General features: G+C 54.0%; 27 protein-coding genes. 9 read left to right on the top strand and 18 right to left on the bottom strand.

The genetic code is table 11. The features are described from left to right. The first annotated feature begins 137 nt into the window (after positions 1 to 137). The 5 genes from AC4IE8_RS03320 (at position 138) to AC4IE8_RS03300 (ending at position 6,167) form a co-directional block, all read left to right on the top strand. Positions 138 to 842 (top strand): cytochrome D1 domain-containing protein, encoded by a 705-nt coding sequence (locus AC4IE8_RS03320; protein ID WP_490790312.1) that lies wholly within the window; start codon positions 138 to 140, stop codon positions 840 to 842. 143 nt (positions 843 to 985) lie between these two features. After that, complete coding sequence (locus tag AC4IE8_RS03315) at positions 986 to 3,778, top strand: NapC/NirT family cytochrome c (protein WP_490790311.1); 2,793 nt, start codon at positions 986 to 988, stop codon at positions 3,776 to 3,778. Between the two features lie 60 nt (positions 3,779 to 3,838). Further along, on the top strand, positions 3,839 to 4,174 hold the full coding sequence (locus AC4IE8_RS03310; protein WP_068987659.1) for a cupredoxin domain-containing protein: 336 nt from the start codon (positions 3,839 to 3,841) through the stop codon (positions 4,172 to 4,174). Between the two features lie 100 nt (positions 4,175 to 4,274). After that, positions 4,275 to 5,120: a cytochrome c gene (locus AC4IE8_RS03305; RefSeq protein WP_083225880.1), complete on the top strand. Its 846-nt coding sequence runs from the start codon at positions 4,275 to 4,277 to the stop codon at positions 5,118 to 5,120. A 45-nt stretch (positions 5,121 to 5,165) separates the two neighbouring features. Then, positions 5,166 to 6,167, top strand: a complete 1,002-nt coding sequence (locus AC4IE8_RS03300; RefSeq protein WP_490790310.1) for a cytochrome-c peroxidase — start codon at positions 5,166 to 5,168, stop codon at positions 6,165 to 6,167. 82 nt (positions 6,168 to 6,249) lie between these two features. Here the strand turns inward: AC4IE8_RS03300 and AC4IE8_RS03295 are convergent, their stop codons facing one another. The 10 genes from AC4IE8_RS03295 to cobA form a co-directional block, all read right to left on the bottom strand. Continuing rightward, positions 6,250 to 6,720 carry a thermonuclease family protein gene (locus tag AC4IE8_RS03295; RefSeq protein ID WP_490790309.1) on the bottom strand — a complete coding sequence of 157 codons (471 nt, stop codon included), beginning with the start codon at positions 6,718 to 6,720 and terminating at the stop codon, positions 6,250 to 6,252. 94 nt (positions 6,721 to 6,814) lie between these two features. Further along, a complete protein-coding gene (locus AC4IE8_RS03290) occupies positions 6,815 to 8,407 on the bottom strand; it encodes a cytochrome D1 domain-containing protein (RefSeq protein ID WP_490790308.1) in 1,593 nt (530 codons plus the stop codon). Positions 8,408 to 8,411: 4 nt separating this feature from the next. Then, positions 8,412 to 8,597: a hypothetical protein gene (locus AC4IE8_RS03285; protein WP_490790307.1), complete on the bottom strand. Its 186-nt coding sequence runs from the start codon at positions 8,595 to 8,597 to the stop codon at positions 8,412 to 8,414. A 74-nt stretch (positions 8,598 to 8,671) separates the two neighbouring features. Then, complete coding sequence (nirJ, locus tag AC4IE8_RS03280) at positions 8,672 to 9,850, bottom strand: heme d1 biosynthesis radical SAM protein NirJ (RefSeq protein ID WP_068987661.1); 1,179 nt, start codon at positions 9,848 to 9,850, stop codon at positions 8,672 to 8,674. 9 nt (positions 9,851 to 9,859) lie between these two features. Beyond that, entirely contained in the window at positions 9,860 to 10,846 is a 987-nt protein-coding gene (gene ahbB / locus AC4IE8_RS03275) for a siroheme decarboxylase subunit beta (protein ID WP_068987662.1), read from the bottom strand. Between the two features lie 4 nt (positions 10,847 to 10,850). After that, positions 10,851 to 11,402, bottom strand: a complete 552-nt coding sequence (ahbB, locus tag AC4IE8_RS03270; protein WP_068988538.1) for a siroheme decarboxylase subunit beta — start codon at positions 11,400 to 11,402, stop codon at positions 10,851 to 10,853. Further along, a complete protein-coding gene (locus AC4IE8_RS03265) occupies positions 11,399 to 11,881 on the bottom strand; it encodes an Lrp/AsnC family transcriptional regulator (RefSeq protein WP_490790306.1) in 483 nt (160 codons plus the stop codon). The genes ahbB (AC4IE8_RS03270) and AC4IE8_RS03265 overlap by 4 nt, the downstream gene beginning before the upstream one ends. 1 nt (position 11,882) lies before the next feature. Then, positions 11,883 to 13,055: a cytochrome D1 domain-containing protein gene (locus AC4IE8_RS03260; RefSeq protein ID WP_490790305.1), complete on the bottom strand. Its 1,173-nt coding sequence runs from the start codon at positions 13,053 to 13,055 to the stop codon at positions 11,883 to 11,885. Continuing rightward, a complete protein-coding gene (locus tag AC4IE8_RS03255; RefSeq protein ID WP_068987665.1) occupies positions 13,052 to 13,369 on the bottom strand; it encodes a c-type cytochrome in 318 nt (105 codons plus the stop codon). The genes AC4IE8_RS03260 and AC4IE8_RS03255 overlap by 4 nt, the downstream gene beginning before the upstream one ends. Further along, a complete protein-coding gene (cobA, locus tag AC4IE8_RS03250; protein ID WP_068987666.1) occupies positions 13,341 to 14,129 on the bottom strand; it encodes a uroporphyrinogen-III C-methyltransferase in 789 nt (262 codons plus the stop codon). The genes AC4IE8_RS03255 and cobA overlap by 29 nt, the downstream gene beginning before the upstream one ends. 314 nt (positions 14,130 to 14,443) lie before the next feature. On the opposite strand from cobA, the gene AC4IE8_RS03245 reads away from it, so the two are divergent. Beyond that, positions 14,444 to 15,163 (top strand): Crp/Fnr family transcriptional regulator, encoded by a 720-nt coding sequence (locus tag AC4IE8_RS03245; RefSeq protein WP_068987667.1) that lies wholly within the window; start codon positions 14,444 to 14,446, stop codon positions 15,161 to 15,163. A 183-nt stretch (positions 15,164 to 15,346) separates the two neighbouring features. Further along, positions 15,347 to 15,613 (top strand): ammonium transporter, encoded by a 267-nt coding sequence (locus tag AC4IE8_RS03240; RefSeq protein WP_068987668.1) that lies wholly within the window; start codon positions 15,347 to 15,349, stop codon positions 15,611 to 15,613. A gap of 78 nt (positions 15,614 to 15,691) precedes the next feature. Here AC4IE8_RS03240 and AC4IE8_RS03235 read toward each other — a convergent pair whose 3' ends face one another. Next, complete coding sequence (locus AC4IE8_RS03235) at positions 15,692 to 16,096, bottom strand: 6-pyruvoyl trahydropterin synthase family protein (protein WP_068987669.1); 405 nt, start codon at positions 16,094 to 16,096, stop codon at positions 15,692 to 15,694. A 151-nt stretch (positions 16,097 to 16,247) separates the two neighbouring features. Here AC4IE8_RS03235 and AC4IE8_RS03230 point away from each other — a divergent pair, with 151 nt between their 5' ends. Continuing rightward, on the top strand, positions 16,248 to 16,721 hold the full coding sequence (locus tag AC4IE8_RS03230) for a hypothetical protein (protein WP_068987670.1): 474 nt from the start codon (positions 16,248 to 16,250) through the stop codon (positions 16,719 to 16,721). A gap of 15 nt (positions 16,722 to 16,736) precedes the next feature. On the opposite strand, the gene AC4IE8_RS03225 is transcribed toward AC4IE8_RS03230, so the two are convergent. Further along, positions 16,737 to 17,387 carry a 4'-phosphopantetheinyl transferase family protein gene (locus tag AC4IE8_RS03225; RefSeq protein WP_068987671.1) on the bottom strand — a complete coding sequence of 217 codons (651 nt, stop codon included), beginning with the start codon at positions 17,385 to 17,387 and terminating at the stop codon, positions 16,737 to 16,739. Between the two features lie 595 nt (positions 17,388 to 17,982). On the opposite strand from AC4IE8_RS03225, the gene AC4IE8_RS03220 reads away from it, so the two are divergent. Continuing rightward, on the top strand, positions 17,983 to 18,891 hold the full coding sequence (locus AC4IE8_RS03220) for a DMT family transporter (RefSeq protein WP_490790304.1): 909 nt from the start codon (positions 17,983 to 17,985) through the stop codon (positions 18,889 to 18,891). On the opposite strand, the gene AC4IE8_RS03215 is transcribed toward AC4IE8_RS03220, so the two are convergent. The 6 genes from AC4IE8_RS03215 to AC4IE8_RS03190 form a co-directional block, all read right to left on the bottom strand. Then, complete coding sequence (locus AC4IE8_RS03215) at positions 18,849 to 20,123, bottom strand: TRAP transporter large permease (protein ID WP_068987673.1); 1,275 nt, start codon at positions 20,121 to 20,123, stop codon at positions 18,849 to 18,851. The two genes, AC4IE8_RS03220 and AC4IE8_RS03215, sit on opposite strands and share 43 nt — an antisense overlap. Next, positions 20,120 to 20,611 carry a TRAP transporter small permease gene (locus AC4IE8_RS03210; protein ID WP_068987674.1) on the bottom strand — a complete coding sequence of 164 codons (492 nt, stop codon included), beginning with the start codon at positions 20,609 to 20,611 and terminating at the stop codon, positions 20,120 to 20,122. Before AC4IE8_RS03210 ends, AC4IE8_RS03215 begins: the two co-directional genes overlap by 4 nt. A 195-nt stretch (positions 20,612 to 20,806) precedes the next feature. After that, a complete protein-coding gene (locus AC4IE8_RS03205) occupies positions 20,807 to 21,118 on the bottom strand; it encodes a cupin domain-containing protein (RefSeq protein WP_068987675.1) in 312 nt (103 codons plus the stop codon). Between the two features lie 246 nt (positions 21,119 to 21,364). After that, on the bottom strand, positions 21,365 to 22,444 hold the full coding sequence (locus AC4IE8_RS03200) for a TRAP transporter substrate-binding protein (protein WP_068987676.1): 1,080 nt from the start codon (positions 22,442 to 22,444) through the stop codon (positions 21,365 to 21,367). A gap of 221 nt (positions 22,445 to 22,665) precedes the next feature. Continuing rightward, on the bottom strand, positions 22,666 to 23,523 hold the full coding sequence (locus AC4IE8_RS03195; protein WP_490790303.1) for a TRAP transporter TatT component family protein: 858 nt from the start codon (positions 23,521 to 23,523) through the stop codon (positions 22,666 to 22,668). A gap of 19 nt (positions 23,524 to 23,542) precedes the next feature. Continuing rightward, entirely contained in the window at positions 23,543 to 23,905 is a 363-nt protein-coding gene (locus AC4IE8_RS03190; protein ID WP_068987678.1) for a cell division protein BolA, read from the bottom strand. Between the last annotated feature and the right edge of the window lie 169 nt (positions 23,906 to 24,074).

Below are 24,074 nucleotides of genomic sequence, written 5' to 3'. Positions count from 1 at the left end.
GTTAGCGCTACGACCTTTGCTTTGAATTCAGTTGTATATTCTACAACTCTTTCTCTACTTAATATCTTTGCCATTTCACACCTACTCTATTGTTCAAGTAGGCGTCTACCTAATGGGGGAAGGTTTCGCTGGGGCAGATGTGGCAGGTCGACTACAGCGACATCGACAATCTGAAGATCACCAAGATGGATACCGCCAAGTTCCTGCATGACGGCTTCTACGATCCGACTGGTCGTTATTTCCAGATTGCTGCCAATGCCTCCAACAAGATGGTTGTTGTGGACACCGAAACCCAGAAGCTCACCAAGCTTATTGACGTAGACAAGCTGCCGCATCCCGGCCCGGGCGCCAACTGGATCGATCCTAAGTGTGGTCCGGTCGGTGGCACCGTGCATCTTGGCGTCGGCAAGGTCACTGCCTGGGGTAACGATCCCAAGGGTCATCCCGATCAGGCATGGAAAGTCTGCTACGAGACCGAGACCGATGGCCCAGGTGTATTCATCCGGACTCATCCCAAGAGCGATTACGTCTGGGCTGATCAGACCAAGCATCCTGAACCTGAAGTTCAGCAGTCGGTCCAGGTCATCGATAAGAAGACCCGCGAGATCATCAAGACCATCCGTTTGACCGATAAGCCCGGCTATGCCGCGGTCCATATGGAGTTCAACGCAGATGGTACTGAGGTCTGGACCTCTGTCTGGAACCGTAAGGACTCGAAGGAGCCAAACGGTGAGATCATCATCTTTGATGCAAAAACTCTCGAAGAGAAGGCGCGTGTCAAGGGTCTGTTCGCACCGACTGGCAAGTTCAACGTGCACAATCGGATCAATCACGTCACCTGATGACCGCGAGGTCTCACGCACGTAGTTGAAACAAGGTGGACATGAGGCCAAGCCTCATGTTCGCCTCGTTCGCCAACTTCTACACCACCCGACTCACCTGTGTGGTGATTAAGCAGACCATTGTGACCTGAACGGGGAAAGCGATGTATCAGCAGTCTTTATTCAAAAGCCTACTTTCACGCAAAGTCGCCTTTGGTGCGACACTGGGTGGTGCTGTCCTATTCATGGTCATCGGCGTCATACTCTGGGGCGGCTTCAATACCGTGATGGAAGCCACCAACACCATGGAATTCTGCATTTCCTGTCACGAGATGGAAGAGAATGTCTATCAGGAGTTCAAAGGCACTGCTCACGACGGTAATCGAAGCGGTGTTGGCGCAAGCTGCCCGGACTGCCACGTTCCCCGGCCCTGGGTGCACAAGATTGTCAGAAAGATCAAAGCCAGTAACGAACTCTGGCACAAAATGTTGGGGACCGTAGATACCCCAGAGAAATTTGAACAACACCGTCTCACCATGGCCCGCCGGGTATGGAAGGCCATGAAGGAGACCGATTCGAGAGAGTGCCGCAACTGCCACGATTGGGACACCATGAATCCCGAAAGGCAGAAACCGCGCGCACGCAATCAGCACGTCTTCGCCATGGAGAATGGCAACACCTGTATCGATTGCCACAAAGGCATTGCGCACAAACCCGTACATAAGGAGATCAGTGAGGAGGAGCTGGAGGAGTGGGCCAAACCCATTGAGGACTATAAGACCGAGATACCTGTATCCTTCAAACAGGGACTGGCCAAAGCTGAAGCTGCGGAAGCAGCTGAAGAGGCGGCACGTCAGGAAGAGTCACGAAAAGAGCGTGAACGCCGCCAGGCGCAGGCATTGGCTGTACAGGAGAAAATTGACGCCGCTGTGGCCCAGGCCCTCGCCGCGGCAAATTCAAAAGACGCTGGAGCCGTTGCCGCACCTGCTGCGATCGCCCATGGCTTTGGTGTCGACTGGAGCGGATCGCCTGAACGCCTGATTACCCTTTTCTATCCCGGTCAGACCTCCATGGAGTGGACCCTGGTGGGTAAATATCACGGTGGCGCCCGGCCTTTCCGCGCCGGTGACCGCTGCACGGTCTGCCACGAGAAGGAACTCGCCGATATGGGCAAAAAGATGGTGACCGGCCAGAAGGCGGAACCGACACCGCCCGAAGGCAAACGCGCTGCCATCCCGGTAACAGTCCAGGCCGCCCATGATGATGAGCACCTCTATCTGCGTTTCCAGTGGGAGGATACGGAACATGTCCCCGTCCCCTTCGTGGACGGCGGAAAGATGGATCCCGCCAATCAGGTGAAACTGGCCCTGATGCTGGCCACCGATGAGCTGGAGTACGCCTCCCAGGCTGGTTGCTGGGGCACCTGTCATGAAGATCTGAGAACCATGCCCGGTCATCCTGATGATGCTGCCGCAGCGGGTCTCAACCTGGATCTCTCCAACGGCGTGACCAAATATATCAAGGAGTCGCGAACCAAGGTTGAGGAGAAGGGTCGGCGCGGCAAGAAGCTTGGCGGATGGGATAAACTGAAAGACGATGCCGCCATCAAGGCAGAGCTTGATGCACACAAGGTCATGGACCTGATCCGTTGGAACAGCAGCGGTAAAACGGAAAGCGGCTATGTACTCGAACAGCGCATCATGGACGATGGTGGCAAGGTGGATGCTCAGGGTTGGCTGGAAGCGGGACTCTGGACTGTGGAAGTGAGACGTCCCTTGAAATCTTCAGGCACGGGTAATATCGCGATAGATCCGGGCACTGTCTATAATGTCGGTTTCGCCATCCATGATGACTACACCAATGCCCGTTTTCACCATGTCTCGCTCGGCTATAAACTGGCGTTGGATAACGACCAGGCCGAAATCAATGCAGTAAAGGCCGAGGTTACAGCCGCTGCCGCTACCACAGTAGCGGCACCACAAAAGGCCGCCTCGCCAGCCGGAGGGGACGTGGGCAACAACGTTGACTGGTCGAAGGCTGGAGAGCGTCAGATCACCCTCTTCTATCCCGGCCAAACCTCCATGGAATGGACCCTGGTGGGTAAATTTCACGGCGGTGCTCGACCCTTCCGCGCCGGTGACCGCTGCACGGTCTGCCACGAGAAGGAGCTCGCCGATATGGGCAAGAAGATGGTGACCGGACAGAAGGCGGAACCGACACCCCCTGAAGGCAAAAGAGCCGCCATTCCGGTGACGGTGCAGGCGACTCACGACAATGAGCATCTCTATCTGCGATTTCAGTGGGAAGGTGCGGAGCATGTGCCTATTTCCTTCGTGGATGGCGGGAAAATGGATCCCGACAATCAGGTGAAGCTGGCCTTCATGTTGGCAACCGATGAGTTGGAGTACGCCTCCCAGGCCGGTTGTTGGGGTACCTGTCACGAAGATCTGCGAACCATGCCTGGCCACCCTGAAGATCCGGCTGCGTCTGGGCTTCCACTCGATTTCAGCCAGGGCGTAACCAAGTACATTAAGGAGTCACGCACCAAGGTCGAGGAGAAGGGCCGGCGTGGTAAAAAACTGGGTGGCTGGGACAAGCTCAAAGACAACGCTGCCCTGCAGGCGAAAATTGACGCCCATGAAATCATGGATCTGGTGCGGATAAGCAGCGGCAGCGGCAGTGTGGAGAATGGATACATCCTTGAGCAACGCGTTATGAAAGGCGGCGAAGCGCTACAGGGTAGTATTAAAGAGGAAGCCGGCTACTGGACCGCCACCTTCAAGCGCAAGTTAAAATCTGAATTATCCGGTGATGTGGAGATCGAAAAAGGCACCGTCTACAATTTCGGATTTGCGATCCACGATGATTACACCAACAGCCGCTTTCATCATGTCTCACTCGGCTACAAATTAGGCCTGGACAATCCAGAGGCGGAGATCAACGCAATATCACAGTAACTGCTCTTTACTCCAGACCAAGGGATCGTCAGTGGCCACCATGAATCGGAGAGAACCATTATGTTTCGATCTAGCATAATTCTGCTGGTGTGGCTGTTTGGCGCACAACAGGCAGTTGCCGGCGGTGACGAAGTAGTCACAGTCATTGCTAAGGACTACAAATTCCAACCTGAAGAGATTACCGTCAAAGTGGGTGCCACCGTACGCTGGGAGAACCACGAAAAGCGCCAGTATCACAGTGCCTGGTTTGAAGTCCTCGGCGAAGAGCCCGGCGACTACTTCTTTCCTGGGGATATCAGGGAACGCACCTTCGAAAAGGCAGGTACTTACCACTATGTCTGCGAGCCTCACCAAGAGAGCCACCAGATGAAAGGTGTGGTGCACGTTGTAGAGTAGGCTGCTGTTGAGTTCTGATTGGTTGCAAGCAACTTCTCAGCTTGGACCGCAAAAGGTTGTCGACTAAACGCCTCCGCCCAGTTGGGATAACGAAGATAACATGATCCATAAAAAACAGTTCTGGCTTGTCGGTGTTACTGCCCTTCTGCTGGCATCTCTGAGCTGTCACTCCGTTGCCGAACAGGAGCGCAGTTTCACACTACTACCCGATTCACTTTCACAGTGGTACAAGCCAGAGAGCAAGAGACAGGTCTGGCTTCACACCATGTTTGCGCTTCGGCGGGAACTACAGGCCGTAGATGAGTATGCCGCTGAAGGAGACCTGGAATTAACCCGCAAGTGGACCAATAAGTTCGCCGTACACTATCGTAAACTCCCGGAAATGGTGCCCGAGTGGCAGGATGAGGTCGAGCTGGAAGAGACCGAACAACTTGAAGCGGCAGCCCAAACAGGGGATTTCAAGCGTGTGGCCAGCGCCGTTTCACGGCTGCAACGCAACTGCCGAAACTGTCATCGGGAGTACCGGGCGCTAACCGCGCTCCGATATCGCTCACCGGATTTTAGCAAGATCGAGATTGATGACGACCTGGGCCAACCGCAGGAATATGGCGATCACATGGAGACCCTCTCCCAAACGGTCAACCGCATCAAGATAGCCAGTGTGGACAATCGATGGAGCCACGCACAGAAAGCTGTTCAGCAGCTCCGCGGGCAACTTCATCGGCTGGCGGAGAGTTGCGACTCCTGTCATAAAGACGAACTGCCCCGTCAACGGATTCTCGGCGATGCAAGCGTAAAAACACTCGATGAACTGGATGAGGCATTGACTCAACAGCAGCCCAAAATGGCCGGCAGAAAACTGGGCGAAGCCGCTGTCGTCATCTGCGCCAGGTGTCACGGCGTACACCGATCGTTGAGCGATACCCGATCCTTTCTGTTTGATTGAAGTTAGGGCTGTGAATAGGCAAATCTCCAGCCCTGGGAGCCAAAAATGAAACCCAAGCTCTGTCTCGTCTTTGTCTTGATGGTGTGCCTGTTCACACCCGGTGTGCAGGCAGATAAAACTGATCGCTTGATCAAAAAAGCCAACCGCTATTTTACTCCACTGCCTCAGATCATGCCCGGCAGTGAGAATGACACACCGGAACGTGTCGAATTGGGGAGAGAACTCTATTTCGACCCCCGCCTCTCTATCAATGACAGCCAATCCTGTGCCAGCTGTCATCCGCTAGGAAACGGCAGGGGCGGTATGGATAGCCGTCCAACATCACCGGGAGCCCGCGGTGAATTCGGAGACCGCAATACCCCGAAGGTACTCAATGCCGGATGGCAGCGTTCCCAGTTTTGGGACGGTCGTGCCAAGGACCTGGCGGATCAGGCACGTCAACCGATACTGAATCCGATAGAGATGGGTATGCCGGATGAAGCGAGCGTGGTGAACAAACTCAGCGCCATTCCCGACTATATGGACGCCTTCGAAAAGGCCTTTCCGGAGGACGCCTCACCCCTCTCCTATGACAATATGGCAGAGGCCATCGCAGCTTTTGAGCGCACACTGCGCAGTGAATCCCGCTTCGATGATTTCATGCGCGGAGATAAAACGGCTTTGAACGTTCAGGAACAGTCAGGGCTGACGCTTTTTATCCGCCATAACTGCGTACGCTGCCATGATGGCCCCATGATCGGCGGTACCCTACTAGAGAAACTCGGGGTGAACGCCGAATTTCATAATACGGAAGACCTCGGGCGTTTTCGGGTGACCGGTGAAGAGGCCGACCGCATGGTTTTCAAAGTAGCCTCTCTTCGTAATGTGGCGATCACCGGTCCCTGGTTTCATGATGGCTCGGGAAAGGAACTCTCCGAGGTAGTAAAAATCATGGCAAGAATTCAGCTTGATACCGAACTTAAAGCTCAGGACGCCGAGGCTATCACCGCCTTTCTTCATGCGTTGACTGGTAAGGACTTTGAAAGCACAGCCGCCGTGAGTCAGTAATCTATTTGGTTGACGGGTTAATAGAAACCTTGATTCACTGCCCTCAAAGGGCGGTAATTCGCTCAAATTAGCTTGCGAAAGTTCAGTCTGAACCGCCAGCCCCTGCCCAAAGGCGAGTTGGTTTCGCCAGCACTCCCCAAAGCCCTCTGCGCTCGCTCTCGGCCTGTCGTTGCAGCGATTGAAGTGTTGACGACGCCCCTGGCAATGCAATGGCGTAGCCCTCTTCCACCATTCGGGCGTTAATCGAGACGCCGGACTGTGTGAACAGTTCCCCTGGCTGCCGTCCATACTTGTCGGGCTTCTCCGATTCCCATCTGAGCTCATAGCTGTACCCTGCGGTGATAAGTTTCTTCAGGTGTCCGGTAGCAATGATGCCTAGTGAGAGTAACGTCTCCTGAGAGAGGCCGGTGCGCTTACTATCAACAGCGAATTTTGGGTTCTCAATATCCTCCGGCGCGTCGATACCGATCAATTGTAGCCGCTTGACCTGGTCTGCCACTGTGATCTTAAGCGTATCACCATCCTCTACCTGGATGGCGTCAACTGAAATCATCAGCGGCTCTGCCCAACTTTTCGTGACCCAAAATAGGAGGCCGACTGCAATGAGTCTGGCAAGGGGTTTCAATTTCATCTCATATTCACCTTGTTCAATGGCTGGTCCCTGAAGAGCGGGTCAACTTGTTGTGTACGTTGTACTTGCCGGACGGCTTCTTCATCGGCAGTCGCTTGACCTCCTCGAGGGTGCGGGCGTCATAGATCACCAAGGCTCCGTCCTGGTCCCAGACACTGACCAGCGCGTAACGTCCATCCTTGGTGAATTCCACATGCGCCGAGGTCTTTCCCGGTGCCGGATAGAGCGTCTTGACCACTTCCAGGCTCTGCTTATCGATCACGTGCATGGCATCCTTGTGCTCACCGAAGAAGACATCCACCCAGGCGTAGGGGCTCTTCTCGTGACTGCGCATGAAGAAACCCGGCCCGAGGGTTGGAATCTCCTTAATCACCTCCCAACTGTCGGTATCGAGCACAGTCACCTTGCCGGCCTTGATATTGGGAGTGGCCATCACACGGCGTTCACCGATACGCCAGGTGATGCCTGAACTGAGATGGGGCATACCGGGAAGGTCCAAGGCCCCGACGGCGCGTCCCAGATCGAGATCCACCACCTGTCCCTTGCCATCGCGTGCGGTGCCGGCAATTTGCGTGTAATCCTGATTGATAAAAAAATCGTCGAGATAGTCCCGGGTCCTGATTCGCCGAACCGGAAAAGGCTCGGTCACTCCCGTTTCCCCCGAATCCGCCCGATAGTCATGAATCCATTGGCCGAATCCTTTCGGCGGAGGAATCTCATAACTGATCTCCCAAACCTGAGGAATATCCTTCAACGCGGCAACGAAGGATGAGCGGGGGTCTGCGGTATAAACTGCGCTGACTCTGGAACTCTTGCCCTTTTCATCTTCCACAGGGATCACCTTCAACGGTGTTAGATCCCTTGTATCCAACACCACCAGAGTGTGGGGCAGATAGTTGGCCACCATGACAAATCGACCGTCATGTGAAACGGCCAGATTGCGTGTATTTATGCCCGCTCTTACCTCTGCCGTGTAGGTGAGGTTGAAGGTGTCGAACTTGCTGATCCAGCCATCACGGGAGGCAAAGTAGACATAGCGCCCTCCCTCTGCATACTTGGGGCCGCCATGAAGGGCGAAACGGGTCTGAAAGCGGTGAATCGGGGTAAAGGTGTCACCATTCAACAGGGTCGCGTGATGATCTCCCAGTTCCACCACCACGAAAAGATTATCGATATCGGCCTCGTAGAGCGGCTTGTCCGGCAGGCTGCCATGAGCATGGTGCTCGATTCGGCTGGCGGCAATCTGTTGCATTTCCCACTCAGGGATATGCTTGAGCGGGGTATAGACATAGTCCACCAGCGCCTGGATCTGATCGGTACTCAGGCGTGTATTGAAGGGAGGCATCTGGGTCGCGGCACGTCCCTCTGCAATGGTTTTCAAGGCTTTTTTTGGGCGCAGCCTGCGAAGGTTCTCGGGCAGTAGGGCGGGGCCCGTTCCCCCCAGCCTGTCCGTGCCGTGGCATTCAGCACAGTGCGTGCGATAGAGTTCATCGACTGACACTTCAGGCAGCCCAGCACTGGCATCGGTAACAGCGATGGCAAGGAGTAGCGGCATCAGATACGAGGTCTTTCTGACGGTCAGTATGATGTTACTTGCTTTCGCCGACATTGAATCACTCCGCCACGCGATCGATACGGTAAGCCGCATGACAACTGACACAGTTGTCCAGTACCTGGGTTAACTGTTGGAGACTCAACTGCATGTCATCCATCTGTCCCGCGTCCAACGCCATCTGATCGAACCGCCAATGGGTCCGGTGTGACATCTCCTTGCAGGATGAATCTGTAAACCAGTCCACCTGATACAACCAGGAGTAGCAAGGCGACAATACAGCAAGTTAAGCGTTGCATAGTCCGGCTAAGCACAATGGGCTCAACAGGCAGCCAGTGTGTTGGGTTCGGATTTCAGATCGATCTCCTCATCGGTTAGATAGCAACCGGGATCCTCTGACCAGGGGTTACCGGTCATTCTCCAGGCCCGGGTCCGGCTGTTACCACCGCAGATGGACTGCCGACCGCAGCCTGCACAACGTCCCTCAAGGGGCCTTTGTGGTTGCTTCAGTCCTGCCATCAGTGGATCTGAGAGGTCCTGCCAGATCTCGGAGAAAGGTCTCTCCTTGACACTACCGAGGGTGTAGTCCCACCACATAGTGTCCGGGTGTACGCGACCCTCGTTGTCGATGTTGGCGATATTGACACCGCTCGCGTTACCGCCCCAACGATTCAGCATCTCCAGCAGACGCTCATAGTGTTGCGGCAGTTGCCTGGCCACCCAATGAAGAAGGTAGACGCCATCGGCATCGTTGTTGCCGGTAACAAATTCACGCTGCCTTCCCTGCTCCACATCCTGCCAACAGGTGGTAAAGAGTAAATCCATCGCCTCTCGCGTCATTTGATGGTGGACATCATCACGACGGTTCTTGTAACCGCGCCCGGCGTAGTTAAGATGAGAAAGATAAAACTTTTCGACCCGCTCTCGCTCCATCAAATTCAGCAGGCCAGGCAGCTCGGCCGCATTGTCTTGTGTGAGCGTAAACCGCAAGCCCACCTTGAGGCCGGCCTCTGTGCAGAGCTTTATGCCTCGGAGTGCCTCATCGAAGGCACCCTGTTTACGCCGGAATTGGTCATGGGTCTCGCGCAAGCCGTCGATGCTGATGCCTACATAGTCGTATCCTATATCCGCAATCCTGCCGATGGAGTCCTCATCGATTAGCGTGCCGTTGGTGGAGAGACCGACATAGAAACCCTGTGATTTGGCGCGTCTCGAGATGTCGTAAATATCCGGACGCATCAGCGGTTCGCCACCGGAGAGAATCAGTACCGGAACATCGAACCCCTTCAGATCATCCATCACATCGAAGACCTGTTGCGTGTCCAACTCCCCCGGGAAGTCCTTGTCGGCGGAAGTGGCGTAACAGTGTTTACAGGTCAGATTGCAGCGGCGTACCAGATTCCAGATCACCACCGGGCCGGTTGGTTTGGCTGGCCGTTGCGGCTTACCGTCACCCGGTGATTTGTGCAATGCATGCAGATAGCGACTGATTCGGAACATGGCTATCTCCTAGAGATTCAATCGCATGCCGGTCTTCTTCAGCACCGCCGAACTGAACAGGACCTCGTGACCCTGATGGTAGGGTTTCAGGACCTGGCCCATCTCAATCAGTTTTTCCTTCACATCGTCCCGGTCCCGACCATGCACCATGGCGAACAGGTTGTAGGGCCAGTCGGGTAGATGGCGAGGCCGGGAGTAGCAGTGGCTGACATAGTCGAGTGAACCTAGTCGCAGTCCCGCTTCGCGTAGCTGTTCATCCGGGATGTTCCAGACGGTCATGCCATTGCCGCGAAAGCCAAGGCGGTAGTGGTTGGGCACCAACCCGGTTCGGCGTATGACCCCCTTTTCCTGCATACCGTTCATACGCTCGATCACCTCGCTGGGCCAGCAACCGACGCGTTCAGCCACCTGTTCGCAGGGATCGTGACTCACCGGAAGACCGGCCTGGGTTTCAGCGATAATACGGCGGTCAAGCTGATCAAGATGGTGACTGCCACAGGATGTACCAGCGGGGATGGAGCGAGTAGTGAATCCGCCATCCTCCCCAATTTCGAACCAAAGGCCGAGATAAAACTCCTCCTGTTTGGGAAAGGCGTATACCCGCAGACTGGTTATCCCTTCGATGTGGCTGATAATGCTGGCCATGCTCTCGTTGGAATCAGTGGCCAGTACAAACCACATATTCAGCCAGTGGTCACGTCGATAGTTGTGAGCCACCTCCGGCAGAGCATTCACCTGCTCCACCACATCGTCAAACACCGCTTCAGGGACAGCCATGGCGGCAAGGGCCAGGCTTCCCCCCAGGCGTTCAGCGTTATAGAGGGGGCCGAATCGTGAAAGCCAGCCGTCGTCCAGCAGACGTTGCACCGCCTCCATCACCTCGGATTCATCCGAGTCGACTAGCCTGGCCATCTGCTGGAAGGGTCTGTCGGACAGGTCGACACCGCCCTGGAAACGGTTGATCAGTTGGCGATCGAGCAATGACAGGCTGGACATGGTGTCACTCCACAGTCAATGAGGTTTGGCAGGGGACAGGGTCTCGACTCTCCTTTTCCGTCACATAACGCGCGCCACACTGCTTGAAGCGACGCCGGCTGAAAAGTACCTCGTGTTCTATTGTCTCGAGACCACATTTTTTGATCAGCGCCTGGAGGTTATTCAGTACGCCTTCGCGGCTGCGGCCGTGGATCATGCAGAAAAGGTTGTAGCGCCAACGTCCAGGGCGACGTGGTCGACGGTAACAGAGGGTTACGCATGATTGACGGCCGATCAGCCGACCAATTTTCGATACTCGCTTGTCATTTACATCCCAGACCACCATGGCATTGGCGCGATAGCCTAACTCCCGATGTCTGACCACGACTCCGAAACGGCGAATGTCGCCAATCTCGAGCAACCGCTCCAGCCGTCGAATTACTTCAGTTTCGCTCGTACCGAGCTGCTCGGCGATCGCTGCATAGGGATTGACCACGAGAGGAAGTCCGCCCTGAACAGCCTGTACAAGCTCCCGATCCAGGGGATCACTGACCAGGCTTTCAGTGTTACCGATCATACCCATTGCAGGGGAAACCCGAGATTGATGTGGAAGTCCTCTATCATGGGCAGGTCGATCACTTCCAGTCCGGTTATATGCTCGATTTCTTGCAGAACACCCTCAAGCATGTCCCGGTTGGCCGCGGTGACGACGAACCACAGATTCAGCCGGTGTTCGCGCTCGTAGTTGTGGTTGACTTCGCCGTATCCATTGACGATATCGGCAACCGCCTGCAGACGATCAAGCGGGATTTCCATCGCCGCCAGGGTGCTGGCACCGACCCGATTGGGGCGAAATACCGGCCCAACACGGCTAATCAACTGATGTGACTGCAACTGTTGCAGGGTGCACATGGCTTCATCCTCCGTACAACCCACGCGTTCCGCAATGGTGTGGAAGGGGCGCGAGGTGAGTGGGAAACCCTCCTGGAAATCGTTAAGCAGCCTGCGCTCAAGCTCATTCAAAGGGCGATCAAGAATAGACTCTTTCTGTGCCATCTCAGAGACCTGTACGATGTGCTCGGGCGCTCAGGAAGATCCCGGATGGTTTTTCCGCCGGTCGATCGGCCAGCATGTTGAAATCGGATGTGTCGTAAACCTGCAGCCGGTCGATATCACGCACTGAGACCCAGACTTCGCCACCCCTGGGCTCGAACTCCATGTGCAACACGCCTTTACCTGGTTTCAATGTCTCGACCAGTTTCAGGTCGCGGGTATCGATGACCTGTATGGTGTCGTTATTCGGGAATGCGAAGTTGACCCAAACCTGACGTCCATCGGGCCTCGCTATGACAAAGACGGGTTGTCCGTGCACGTCGAGCCTGCCGATCTCCTGCCAGTTGTCGGTATCGACCACCAACACCTGATGCTGTCCCACGGCTGGTATGAATAGATGGCGCCCGGCCTTTGCCCAACCCTCCAGGTGCGGCATCTTGTAGACAGGTAGCTTCTGCTCCCCCTTTCCGTAGTCGTTCAGAATCCGCTTAACCCCGCGTTCCGGATACCAGAGATCGAGTAACGCGAGTCCGTCCTCACCATAGAGACCCGCGATGTAGTAGCGACCGTCAGGTGTGATCAAGGCATCGTAGGGATTCTTACCCACGTTAGGGTATTTGGTAATGGCCGGGTTCTCTGGATCGCTCATCCCCACACTCCAGATTTCACCGGCATCCCATAGACTGAAGATGAATCGGTTACCGGGAGCATCCACCAGACCGACGACCTTCGATCGTTGGCCCTCTGCGTAATCCGCAGGGATGTCCGCTACAGGGTCCAGCGTCTCAGCGTCAAAGATACGGACCCCACCCGGTTCATAGTTGGATACCGCAATCAGGCGGCCGTCTTGGGAGATGGCGCCACCGATGCTGTTGCCAGACTGTATGACTCGGGCAACAACTCGACGTTCGAGCACATCGACCTTGGTCAGCCCACCATCTCTGCCGAATACATAGGCGTAGCGCTCGTCTCTGGAGAAGACCACGGAGGCGTGCGATAAATCACCCAGGCCGTCGATTCTCCCCAGCACGCTATTCCCGCTGGTCTCGATCACCTGCAGACTGCCTTTGGCGCGCTCGACCACCACACCCAAATCACCGGTGCCGCGCAACTCGCCGGTCTCTATCGGAACAGCAGAAAACAACATTAACAGCGGGAATATCAGCCAGCGGCTCATTGCACCCCCTCCTTGATACGTTGGGCAAGCCAGTTTGCTTCACCTTCGGACAGGAATGGACGCCATGGAGGCATCGGTGTTCCGCTGCGCCCGTAGAGAATGGTGGCGGTGATATATTCGATCGGCTTTTGCCGTAATACATCTGGAGTCAGCGCAGGGCCCAAGCCCCCCTTCAGGGACAAACCATGACAAGAACCACAATCGTGTTTGAGTAGATTTAAAAGCTCTGATTCCCGCGCCGAAGAGATATCGGAAGCCTGTGCAACTTGTGCACTAGAGATCAGACTAAAGGCGATCAAGGCAGTGCGCTTCATTGCGGCCCTCCTCCGTCACGAACCAGTCGAGTCGATCTGCAAGCGATACGGTCTCACCGACAATAATGATGACAGGAGAGCGGAGCCCTTCTTCCTTGACTGCCTTCTCCAACGTCCCCAGCGAAGCGATCACTCTACGCTGGCGGGGAGTGGTTCCATCCTGAATCGCTGCTGCGGGCGTTGATGCTTCACGCCCTGCTGCGATCAGGCTTTGTGAGATCTTAGCCAGGTTGGAGAGCCCCATGTAGATCACCAGTGTTGCGCTGGGATCGGCAAGCTTCTGCCAGTCGAGTTCCAGGCTATCGCCCTCCTGTAAGTGGCCGGTTATCAACCTGACGCCACGGCACATTGAGCGATGTGTCAAAGGAATGCCAGCGTAGGTGCTGACAGCCGATGCCGCTGTGATTCCCGGAACAACTTCGAATGGGATGCCCCGCGCTTCGAGATGGAGCGCCTCCTCGCTGCCGCGACCGAAGACGAAAGGATCACCACCCTTAAGGCGAACAATATTTCTGGATTTCCGCGCCAGGCTGGCCAGTAACTCATTGATCTCCTGTTGCGGTACACAGTGCAGACCGGGTGCCTTACCCACGGCGATTCGTGATATACCCGGGGGTATGAGATCCATGATCTCGGTCGAGACGAGCCGATCATAGACCACCACATCGGCTGACTGCATCAGTCTCAGCGCCTTTACGGTCAGCAGGTCAGGATCACCGGGTCCCGCGCCAACCAGATAAACAACCCCTTTTGGTTTCATATTTGGCCCGCCTCGCTGGGGAATCAGAATTCGCCTGGCTTGGCGAACTCACCTCTCTCGTTTGATCAAGCACCCTCTGTGAAGGTCTTGTCCTGAGTAATGCCTTGCTTCTTTCTTGTTGACACTTTAAGTCTCCCGCTCGTGCCCTCCTTGACTAAGGTCAAACGACTTTTACTCCAATTAGGACAATATTGCCCACAGATAGCCATACCCATGGCGTTAGCTCCAAGACAAGGCGCGGGATGTGACTGAATTGAGGTGTGATGTGAGAAAAGCCCAGGCTTTGCTAATGCCTATACCCGGAATAGCAAGATATGAACATCGATATCAGATCTGCACATCTGTTTTCATCATTGAATGATCATCAGGTCACGCAAGTGCTTGAAAGCAGCCATATCAGCACACTGATAGATGGCGAATCCCTGTTTGAGACTGGTGACGATGCAAATCGTTTTTTTCTCGTGATTGGCGGTCAGATTAAGCTCTTTCGAGTCTCATCTAATGGTGATCAGAAAATCATCGATATCATCCAGCCCGGTAACACATTCGCTGAAGCTCTGATGTTTATGGAGCATCCGATCTACCCAGTCAGCGCCGAGGCATTAGGACCTGCACGTATAATCTCGTTCGACAGCAAACGCTTCCTTCATATACTGAGTGAATCGATTGAGGTCTGCTTTAGAATTATGGGTACGATGAGTCAGCGCTTGCGCGGCCTGATTAAAGAGATCGATGATCTGACGCTGCAAAGCGCCACGACAAGGATGTGCGCCATGTTGCTAAGACGCATGGATGAAGTTGGAATGTCCAGATTCGCCCTACCGGCTGCCAAAGGAGTGTTGGCCGCCAGGTTATCAATGAAGCCGGAGACATTTTCACGGATTCTGCAAAATCTCTCATCAAAGAATATTTTAAAGCTAAAAGGCAGCGAAATCGAGATCATTGATGTGCCGCTTTTACGCTCTCTCGCCCACGTTGAATCGATCTACGGACTGGAACCAGAGATGCCTTGCAGAGTAAGAAACTCGCTGTGATTCATAAGTCAGTTTGACCCTGTCAGTGGAGATGACCAAGACAGTCGTAGCACTGGTATTGCCATCCAGTCTCGGTCAGATCTTTTGTTCTTGATATGCAAGCCTCTGCTCTAGTGGGTCATTGATTCAGGTATGGGGGAGATCACTCCAGTCTCTGGTTTCGTCTGACCGGCGGGCGTCCTGGTGATCGATCTGCTGGTGGGGATCTTCTCCTCCACCTCACTGGGCATCTTTTCCGGATGCGGCTTTGCGGATCGCATAACCTCCATGAGCGGTCAACTGGGTACAGTTCATCGGGGTGTTGTCACCATCGCCTTTACCGCCATGGTGACCCTGGGCATTTTCATGCTGGTGGATGCGTTGATCGGTCTTCGGATCAACAAGGAAGAGGAGATTGAAGGCCTGGGTATCGTTCTGCACCAAGAGCGCGGTTACAACGAAATCAGTTGATCACCGATATTTGATGGGTGCGACATCGCGTGCTGCATCCATTAATACCCGTTGCGGGTATGGCCATCAACCGCCGAATCAAGGCTTTCGATAACTCGCCAATGCGCTGTCGGTTTCATGCAGCGATACTTCCACCACCGGATAGCCGCCAGCTTCGACATAGTCAAAAATCAGTCGTGCAATATTTTCCGCGGTCGGGTTGCTGGACATCACATAGACCGACTCGCCGGCTTCCTTCAGCAGGGGTAATACCGGATCATCACTGTGCAGCAGCATATTGTGATCCAGGTTCTGATTGATCCATTTTTTGACGTAATCGCCAATCTCCGAGAAATCGCAGACCATCCCCAGCTCATCGAGCTGTGCGGACTCCAGGCGGATCACTGCCGTTGCGTTATGGCCGTGTAGATGGCGGCATTTTCCCTTGTGGTTCAATAGCCTATGGCCGTAGCAGAAGTGGATCTCTTTGGTAACCGTATACATTGTCTGGGTCAGATGAGTAAAAACAGTCGGCAAGTATACGGGGTGGTGGTTAGCTTCGCCAGCTTGAAGCCGTTGGTGTGCCGGCAGGAGGTGGTAAAGGAATTTCCGTGCATGCCGTTAGTAGTATCAGGCCTGTAACTAGCATATTCCCATGAGTGATATTGAAAATTGCGAGTTTTTGGATGCTGCCAGAGAAGCTGTTCAACAGCTGAAGAAGCTGTCCAAGGAGTATCCCCATCTGACCACCCAGCCGGTACGTCATGCCCTGGAGAACTGGAACGAGGATATGTTCCGACGGGGAGAGCTGATCTGGGAAGCCTATCAGAAGGTGCTGGCGGAAAAGAGTGCGGTTGAAACGCGCCTCACAGAGTTGATAGACAGCTATCATGTGGATGATGCAATCGATATCATCAATAGCGAATTCGGTAAGGATATGAACTACTACGATCTGATCGACGTGGTTGGCAAGGATCGCTATATCGCCGCCTTGAATCGTGAAGCGGTTGAGTTGCAGATCAATTGCATCTCCCCGGAACAGACCGCCGATCTGTGGAATGGCAGCGGTAAGCCGACGGTTGGCGGTGAACGGTGGACGGCTACCGCGGTATCCGTACTCATGGGTTGAATCAGCCCAGATCCCTCAGTCGCTCGTCAGATAGCACCCTGTATAAAGATGGCTCTCACTCATCATGAAGCGTCCGTGGAATTTCAGTTCTGCCGGGAAAGGGATGGTGTTTTCTGCTGACGGGATGAATTCAAAGCTCATACTATCCGCATTAATACTCAGAGATACGGATTGAAATCCCATATGTTCCCCGATCAGCGGGTAGTAGCACTTATAGATGCTCTCCTTGGCGCTGAAAATCAAACGCTCCGGCAGTGAGCTGTCTGTTGTCATGGTTGCCTGGTCTTGAGGTGTGTGGATGTATTGGTCGACCCCCTTAGGCAGCGGTTCGAGTGGTTCCACATCGATGCCCAGGCTGGCCAGTTCAGTGGTTTTTGCGCACACCGCCACGCATTCGCCACGGCAGTGACTGATACTGCCGCGAAAACCTGTGGGCCATAAAGGCTGACGTTTTTCATCGCGTAACAGCGGTTCCCAGGGGGCGCTCAACTTTTCCAGGGCCAGGTGGGCAGCATGGCGTCCTGCTCGAAACTCCTGTTGACGCTTCTGCACAGCGGTTTCGATCAGTTTCTCCTCTTCCTCGCACAGCGGGGTAGTCCACATGGCCTGGTCGGCCTTGACCAGTATGGCGCAGGATGGAAACAGCTCGGCAAGTTCAATCTTCATCACGGTGAATCGGTACTTAAAAACTGGATTGTAACAGCTGGATGCGTTTATCCCTGCATATCGGGCTGTGTGTTACAGAATTTACTGCATGTCCCACTCGATTGATCGATAACGGCTTGACCTCAAGCTTCCATCCATGCAATGCTCAACCCATGAATCAGATCAAACCGACCAACAAGATGGTGATTATGCGCCGACTGTTCCTCTGGGCAGTGGGTGATCCGTCTGTGGTCAGAAGATCCGGTTAAACGACAGTTTAAATCTTAGGATTTTTAATAAGGCCGCAGATGGAAACATCTGCGGCCTTTTTCGTTATGGAGGGTATAGGGCCTCCTAAGACTAATCGAATCGGCCCTGTTACCCCTGAAAATGCGCCAATCAAGGCGCGAGGAGAGAAGTTTGGTGATTCCAAATGAACGACGAGCAACGCTGAGTGGCGCTTTTTCAGGGGTAACCCAAAGGGCTGGAGCTATTTTTCCGCCCAGCGGCGATATCATTCGCTCATGTAGATTTACTACACGACGCCCATTCTGCCTTGCTGGACAAAAAAATAGATCCAGCCGGGCCGATTCGATTAGTCTTAGGAGGTCCTAACATGTCTGTGCCAGCAGCCTATGTCGGGGTATTGCTGATTTGGGGTACTACGCCCCTGGCCATTCAATGGAGTGGTCAGGGCGTTGGCTATCTGTTTGGAGTAACGGGGCGTATGGTAATCGGTGTAGTACTGGCCTTGTCCCTGTTGCGTCTGATCGGACTGCGACTGGCATGGCATAAGACGGCGCGACACACCTATATGGCGGCTGGTCTGGGTATCTTCATCGCCATGACCTCAGTCTACTGGTCTGCACAGTACATCCCTTCCGGCTGGATATCGGTGATCTTTGGTCTGTCGCCAATCATTACCGGTCTGATGGCCCGCTATTGGTTGAACGAAAGAGGCATCGACGCTTCGAGACTGATGGCCGTATTGATCTCACTGTCCGGTCTGGTCGCCATCTTCAGTGTTGGCATCAAAGCGGGTCCTGAATTTGCGCTGGGCCTGTGTGGCATGCTGGTCTCGGTGATAACCCACTCCGCCAGTGCCGTCTGGGTAAAACGGATCGATGCTCAACTGCATGGACTGGTGGTGACAGCGGGCGGTTTACTGGTCGCAGTACCCCTGTTTCTGCTGAGTTGGTTCATACAGGGGGAGAGTTGGCCCCAGGTGATTGGAGAGCGGGCCCTGGCATCGATCATCTATCTCGGGATCATCGGCTCAGTGCTTGGGTTTGCCCTCTACTTCTATATTTTGAAGAATGTGGAGACCACCAAGGTTGCACTGATCACGCTGATCACTCCGCTGTTCGCCCTGCTGGCCGGGCAGTGGCTTAACGGTGAACAGATTGATCAGCGGGTCTGGTTGGGTACCGGGTTGATCCTGCTGGGATTGGCGCTATTTGAGTTTTGGGGTAGAGGCTTGCCTCAATTCCGGTTCAGCAGGGCAAGAGAGAGTGAGGGCCAGTAGGTGATCACCAATACCGCGCCGAAAAGGAGCAGAAACCAGGGAAGGGTGGCGCGGTATATCTCGGCGATCGGTTTGCCGAACCGGTAACTGGCGATGAACAGATTCATACCCACTGGGGGTGTGAAATATCCGATCTGCATATTGGCCAGAAAAATGATGCCCAAGTGGATTGGGTCGATACCATACTCCACCGCAACCGGTAGCAGCAGTGGTACCATCAACACCAAAGCGGAAAAGATATCCAGCATGGTGCCGAGTATCAGCAGAAAGATATTCAGCAGGATCAGAAAGGTGAGTGGGTCGTGGACCCGCTCATGCAGCCAATTGAATAGCATCCCAGGTACATCGCTATCGATCATATAGTTGGTGGATGCCAGGGAGAGGCCGAGTATGACCAATATGCCGCCGACCAATAGCATGGCCTCATGCATGATGCGGGGCATCTGATTCAGCGAGATGTCTCTGTGGACCACCAGCTCGACAAACAGTACATAGAGTGCAGTGACTGCGGCGGCCTCAGAGATGGCGAAATATCCGCTATAGATACCGCCAAGCAGGATTACCGGCAAGGGTAGCTCCCAGGCCGCATCCTTTATTGCGCCGCGGGCTTCCACCAAGGAGAACGTGGTGAGTTGCAGGTGGCGACCGGAGTAGAGTCCCCAAGCCATGAGGATGAACAGCATCAGCAGTCCGGGCAGAATGCCGGCGAGAAACATATCGTCCACTGTAATCGATCCACCAATACCCAGCTGTTGGGCTACCACAGCATACAAAATCAATGGCAGTGCCGGTGCGAACAGCAGACCCAGGCTGCCTGAGGTTGTTACCAGACCGAGGCTGAAATTCTTGTTGTAGCCGGCCTCTTTCAATGCCGGATAGAGCAGAGCACCCAGCGCCACGATGGTCACACCGGAAGCACCGGTGAAGGCGGTAAACAGGGCGCAGGCGATCAGGGCGACAAAGGCCATTCCCCCCGGCATCCAGCCGAGCAGGGATTGGGTCAGTCTGACCAGGCGACTGGGGGCATTACCTTCACTCAACAGATAACCTGCAAAAGTGAACAGGGGGATGGCGAGCAGAACGGGGGTCTCCGCCAGTCTGAAAAACTCGATGCCGACTACGGACAGGTCGATTTCAGATTGATAGAAACCCCAGAGGGCGCCTGCACCAATCACCGCAAACAGCGGTGCACCACTCAGTGCCAGCAGGATCAGGCCGATGGTAACGATCATGATGCGGTTTCCCTTTCCATCAGATGCAGCGGGATGTTGACGATGAAACGGATGGTCATGATGGCAAAGCCGATCGGTATGATGATCTCTCCGATCCAGGCCGGCAGTATGGAGAACAGCTGGGTGCCGTCCTGCCACTCGAAGTAGACAAAGCGGGCTGAGTGCCAGGCGATCAAGCCGCAGACCAGGGCACTGAACAGATCATGCACCACGCTCAACAGGGATTGACCGTGTTTTGGGAGTACATGGGATAGCAGGTCAATACGTATATGGCGATTCTCTCTGGTGGCTGCAATGGCGCCCAGCAGGGCGACCCACAAAACCATGATACGTAAGCTGGGGTCTGCCCAGATCAGACCGGAATCAAACAGATTGCGCAGTACGATCTGACTGCCTGCCAACAGTATCATGCCACCCAGCAGTATTGCCGTGAGCAACTCTTCAAACCGATGAATGATCTGGCGAATGGTCTGGAGCAATTTTGTCATGGGGATCGATTATAGCGGCATATCAAGAGAGATAGTTATTCCGGTTTGTAACAGATGCATCACACAGGATGTGTAACCGGCATCTATGTCTTTACGCCCAGTCATTCTAGGTGTGACCGTTTGCGATCGATGTCGATTCCACGCGCTGTTTTTCAGCAATCGGGAATGATGCATTCCGGCAGAGCGGAAATGGGATTAACGTATATGCACCGTAAGCCAGATACAGTGAGGTTGGTGGCTGGTTGTCAGCACACGATGGGGCGTGTTGGCTGGGATCATGACACAATCCCCACGATGAAGATTGTGTTGTGTGTCATCCATTTCCAATTTTGCGCTACCCTGCAGAATGCTGATCCACTCGTCATGTGGCTGCTGCAGAATCTCAGTAACACTATTCGGCGGACTCAGGATACGCTCGATCGTGACGTTTTTCCTGCTCAGCAGTGTTTCCAGAGCCTCCTTCTCTCCATCAGCCCTATCTGGTTTAAACAGATTCATTTCCGGCATGGCTTGCGATACCTGCAGTGTGAGTGATTGGTTTAAGGATATCGGCTGTTATCTACCGATGATCAAATCCATCGGTCCTCAGTTGGATATCCTTTGCAACGATACTCAGTTGCAGGGAGAGTGACATTCTCGCTGCATCGGTTATCCACTGCAAGCCTCACCTTGAGTGAAATACCAGACAGTTTGTCGATAATGTGCTCGATGTTGGTCAGGTTGGGCTACCGCCGGTGCCAGTCCCACCTCTTACTAAAGTGAGTGGGTCTCATTTAAACTCGATTTGAGTGCGGTATCGCGACGATTGATCATTATGTCTTCAGTCTGTTTTGTGACTGGATTCGAATCGCGCTGCTGCCTGATCAGATTCTGCATCTCTTCCAATAGTTCGATTGAGACGACACCATCATTGCGCAAGCTCTTCAGCGTTACGTTGGCATGCTGCTCCCAAGCCTGTTGCTGTTGTTCAGTCGGGCTGATGAACTCTATGCCCTGTTTTTTGAGGGCAGAGAGGGCGGCGATATTGTCTTTACGATTCTGTTGGTTGAGTTTGATGAAGGTGGATTGGAGAGTCTGTTTCACCAGCTCCCGGTCAGCTTCAGTGAGTTTGTTGAACGCCTTCTCCTTGATCACCAACGTGGCATAGAGATAGGCGAGCGGAACCTGAGTCAGATAGTTGACCCGGGTATGCCACTGCAGTGCTATCGCACCGATGGGGGCACTGGCGATGGTATCGATCAAGCCGGTTTGAAGGCCGGTCAGTACATCGGTCAACGGCAGGGGGATCGGCGAAATACCCAGTTTACTGAAGATCTCCGCGTTCACCGTGTCGCCTTCCGGTATCCAGATCTTGAGGCCTTTCATGTTATCGGTGGTCTTAACCGGGGAGTTGGAGAGCAGGTAGGCGAATCCTCCTTCACTCAGGCCGAAGCTGATGAAGCCCTTCTTTTGCAAGCCATCGATGATCCGTTTATCCATCACCTCACGTACCGCATCCACCTCTTCAAGGTTGCGGAACTGGAACGGCAGTGTGTAGATCTGTGCGTCTGAGTAGATGCTGCTCAAGCCACCACCGGTGATGGCGCCACCCTGCAGCTGGCCGATACGGATTTTGCGCAGCACGCTGTTGTCGTTCCCCATCACCCCGCCGGGGTAGAAGCGGATTTTCACCCGTCCTTCACTCTTTGCATGAATCTCTTTCGCTGCCGCCCGCATCTGTTTCATCCAGCTGGTGCCATCCGGCGCCAGAGTGGCGATTTTCAAAGTGGTCGTGGCATGACTGACTGGGACCAGTATAAGTGTCATGATGAGTATGGCCAGAAGGCGGAGCATGTGTGTAATCCTCAAAGGTGAACGAGTGAAGTTGGTATTAAAGCTCTGTAGTTGATACGTGAGACTGATCCGATTGGACTCATCCAGGTTGTATGTCATTGGGATTTTTGGGGTTAATGCTCATTTACCCCAAGGCGCTATCCACTTTGCGGTGCACTCAGTTGATCCAACTACCGTAGTATAGATGCTCACTGTTTACAAGATGTTGCGCTTTATGGATTCTAAAAATAATCTTCTTTAATCAATGACTTGGCTTGTTGCTGTGCCATGATGTTACTTAATGTCAGGCCGTTTATCACCGGGTCGGCCTGCAACACCTCATTAAGTAGCCTGTCATGTAGAGTTTTATCAAAAACCAAACGGGCATAGTGTCGAGCGTATTCCAGTTTCACCATCAGGTCCTGGCCTTCGGAGTAGTTCAAGGCCGACTCAAAATGTTGCTTGCCAAGTTCCGGTTTGCCGCCCAGCGCAGGAGGAATCTGACTGCGTATAACGCCCAGATAGAGCTGGGCGCGACCCTGTTCATAGCCCGGTTCCTGTTCGACCACCCGTAGCAGCAGGGACTCGGCTTTGGCCAGATCGGCAACCGCATTCCAGTCATCACTGTGTGCCTGAATCCAGCCTGCCCAGGTAGCGCCATAGAGATAGAGGTCCTCCAGCTCGGGCGCTTCAGTCCTGGCCAGGGTGGCGGCAAACTGCTCATATGGCTTGCTGCTGTCACGGCAGATTTCCGGTTCAGCTTCACAGAATCCTGTGGTGGCGTAGTCCATTGCTTTTTGGCTGAGGTTTTTCTGCCGCTCTGGATCTTTGACCAGTCCACCTGCGTAAGCACCGTAGAGCCTGGCACCAGCGTAGAGCAGATCACGATCGTTCGGGCTCTCCGCAATGAATGAGTCGAGCAGCAGCAGATAGGCCGGTGCACCATGCCGCACCAGCTCAGGATCCGTTTGATTGAGCATGGCATTGGAGAGGTTGGTTGCCAGGCGACTGGTTGACAGTGAGCTGCAGCCGCTATCCAGGAGTAGTGCGGCTGCGCAGAGCAGTGAGACAGTGATAAGGCGACGACGGTTCTTGATCATCCGCCGATTGTGACAGATTTCAGCGATGTTTTCTGCCGACCTGTTCCATGTGATGCAGCCAGCTTGTGAACAGGTTGCCGACAGAGCCGCTACCCGATCTGCGCCCTTTGAAAGTATGGAAGCATCCCTCCTCCTCCTCTTCAAATCGGGCCGCGCCAATGTTGAGGAACAGAAAGATCAGGAACAGATCCAGAATCAGTGCCCCAACCACCACAGGAACATGGATCACCGCATCGGTTTTCATCCAGCTGATGACTTCGGAATGGTTGCTGACCACCAGATAGAGCGTACCGAACAGCAGTGCAACCGCCAATAAAGAAAACAGATCTGCTACACGCTCATGTTTTCGGGAGTATCCCTTAAGACTTTTACAGACAGACATGGATTCATTCACCAAATTTATTTGGATGCAATCAGTATCAGGTTAGTCTTCAACGACAATAATCTCAAGCAAAATGGGTGATTTGGGATTTTTACCGCAAACTTGTGAGTGTGTATAGTAGGTTGCGGAAGTATCGTGTGAGATCCCGCAAGGTGCATGGCGATTCACT

The sequence above is a fragment of the Candidatus Thiodiazotropha sp. AKAK2 genome (genome assembly GCF_058244685.1).
This window is presented reverse-complemented; position numbering and strand designations above follow the sequence as displayed.

What these genes read in the sequence shown, in the direction of transcription:
- AC4IE8_RS03235 (WP_068987669.1), bottom strand. Translation starts at nt 16,096, where the DNA reads ATGTATACGGTTACCAAAGAGATCCACTTCTGCTACGGCCATAGGCTA.
- AC4IE8_RS03195 (WP_490790303.1), bottom strand. Translation starts at nt 23,523, where the DNA reads ATGATCAAGAACCGTCGTCGCCTTATCACTGTCTCACTGCTCTGCGCA.
- AC4IE8_RS03300 (WP_490790310.1), top strand. Translation starts at nt 5,166, where the DNA reads ATGAAACCCAAGCTCTGTCTCGTCTTTGTCTTGATGGTGTGCCTGTTC.
- AC4IE8_RS03230 (WP_068987670.1), top strand. Translation starts at nt 16,248, where the DNA reads ATGAGTGATATTGAAAATTGCGAGTTTTTGGATGCTGCCAGAGAAGCT.
- AC4IE8_RS03315 (WP_490790311.1), top strand. Translation starts at nt 986, where the DNA reads ATGTATCAGCAGTCTTTATTCAAAAGCCTACTTTCACGCAAAGTCGCC.
- AC4IE8_RS03210 (WP_068987674.1), bottom strand. Translation starts at nt 20,611, where the DNA reads ATGACAAAATTGCTCCAGACCATTCGCCAGATCATTCATCGGTTTGAA.
- AC4IE8_RS03220 (WP_490790304.1), top strand. Translation starts at nt 17,983, where the DNA reads ATGTCTGTGCCAGCAGCCTATGTCGGGGTATTGCTGATTTGGGGTACT.
- AC4IE8_RS03190 (WP_068987678.1), bottom strand. Translation starts at nt 23,905, where the DNA reads ATGTCTGTCTGTAAAAGTCTTAAGGGATACTCCCGAAAACATGAGCGT.
- nirJ (WP_068987661.1), bottom strand. Translation starts at nt 9,850, where the DNA reads ATGTTCCGAATCAGTCGCTATCTGCATGCATTGCACAAATCACCGGGT.
- AC4IE8_RS03290 (WP_490790308.1), bottom strand. Translation starts at nt 8,407, where the DNA reads ATGTCGGCGAAAGCAAGTAACATCATACTGACCGTCAGAAAGACCTCG.
- AC4IE8_RS03200 (WP_068987676.1), bottom strand. Translation starts at nt 22,444, where the DNA reads ATGCTCCGCCTTCTGGCCATACTCATCATGACACTTATACTGGTCCCA.
- AC4IE8_RS03260 (WP_490790305.1), bottom strand. Translation starts at nt 13,055, where the DNA reads ATGAGCCGCTGGCTGATATTCCCGCTGTTAATGTTGTTTTCTGCTGTT.
- ahbB (WP_068987662.1), bottom strand. Translation starts at nt 10,846, where the DNA reads ATGTCCAGCCTGTCATTGCTCGATCGCCAACTGATCAACCGTTTCCAG.
- ahbB (WP_068988538.1), bottom strand. Translation starts at nt 11,402, where the DNA reads ATGATCGGTAACACTGAAAGCCTGGTCAGTGATCCCCTGGATCGGGAG.
- AC4IE8_RS03310 (WP_068987659.1), top strand. Translation starts at nt 3,839, where the DNA reads ATGTTTCGATCTAGCATAATTCTGCTGGTGTGGCTGTTTGGCGCACAA.
- AC4IE8_RS03205 (WP_068987675.1), bottom strand. Translation starts at nt 21,118, where the DNA reads ATGCCGGAAATGAATCTGTTTAAACCAGATAGGGCTGATGGAGAGAAG.
- AC4IE8_RS03225 (WP_068987671.1), bottom strand. Translation starts at nt 17,387, where the DNA reads ATGAAGATTGAACTTGCCGAGCTGTTTCCATCCTGCGCCATACTGGTC.
- cobA (WP_068987666.1), bottom strand. Translation starts at nt 14,129, where the DNA reads ATGAAACCAAAAGGGGTTGTTTATCTGGTTGGCGCGGGACCCGGTGAT.
- AC4IE8_RS03255 (WP_068987665.1), bottom strand. Translation starts at nt 13,369, where the DNA reads ATGAAGCGCACTGCCTTGATCGCCTTTAGTCTGATCTCTAGTGCACAA.
- AC4IE8_RS03305 (WP_083225880.1), top strand. Translation starts at nt 4,275, where the DNA reads ATGATCCATAAAAAACAGTTCTGGCTTGTCGGTGTTACTGCCCTTCTG.
- AC4IE8_RS03245 (WP_068987667.1), top strand. Translation starts at nt 14,444, where the DNA reads ATGAACATCGATATCAGATCTGCACATCTGTTTTCATCATTGAATGAT.
- AC4IE8_RS03320 (WP_490790312.1), top strand. Translation starts at nt 138, where the DNA reads ATGTGGCAGGTCGACTACAGCGACATCGACAATCTGAAGATCACCAAG.
- AC4IE8_RS03215 (WP_068987673.1), bottom strand. Translation starts at nt 20,123, where the DNA reads ATGATCGTTACCATCGGCCTGATCCTGCTGGCACTGAGTGGTGCACCG.
- AC4IE8_RS03295 (WP_490790309.1), bottom strand. Translation starts at nt 6,720, where the DNA reads ATGATTTCAGTTGACGCCATCCAGGTAGAGGATGGTGATACGCTTAAG.
- AC4IE8_RS03265 (WP_490790306.1), bottom strand. Translation starts at nt 11,881, where the DNA reads ATGGCACAGAAAGAGTCTATTCTTGATCGCCCTTTGAATGAGCTTGAG.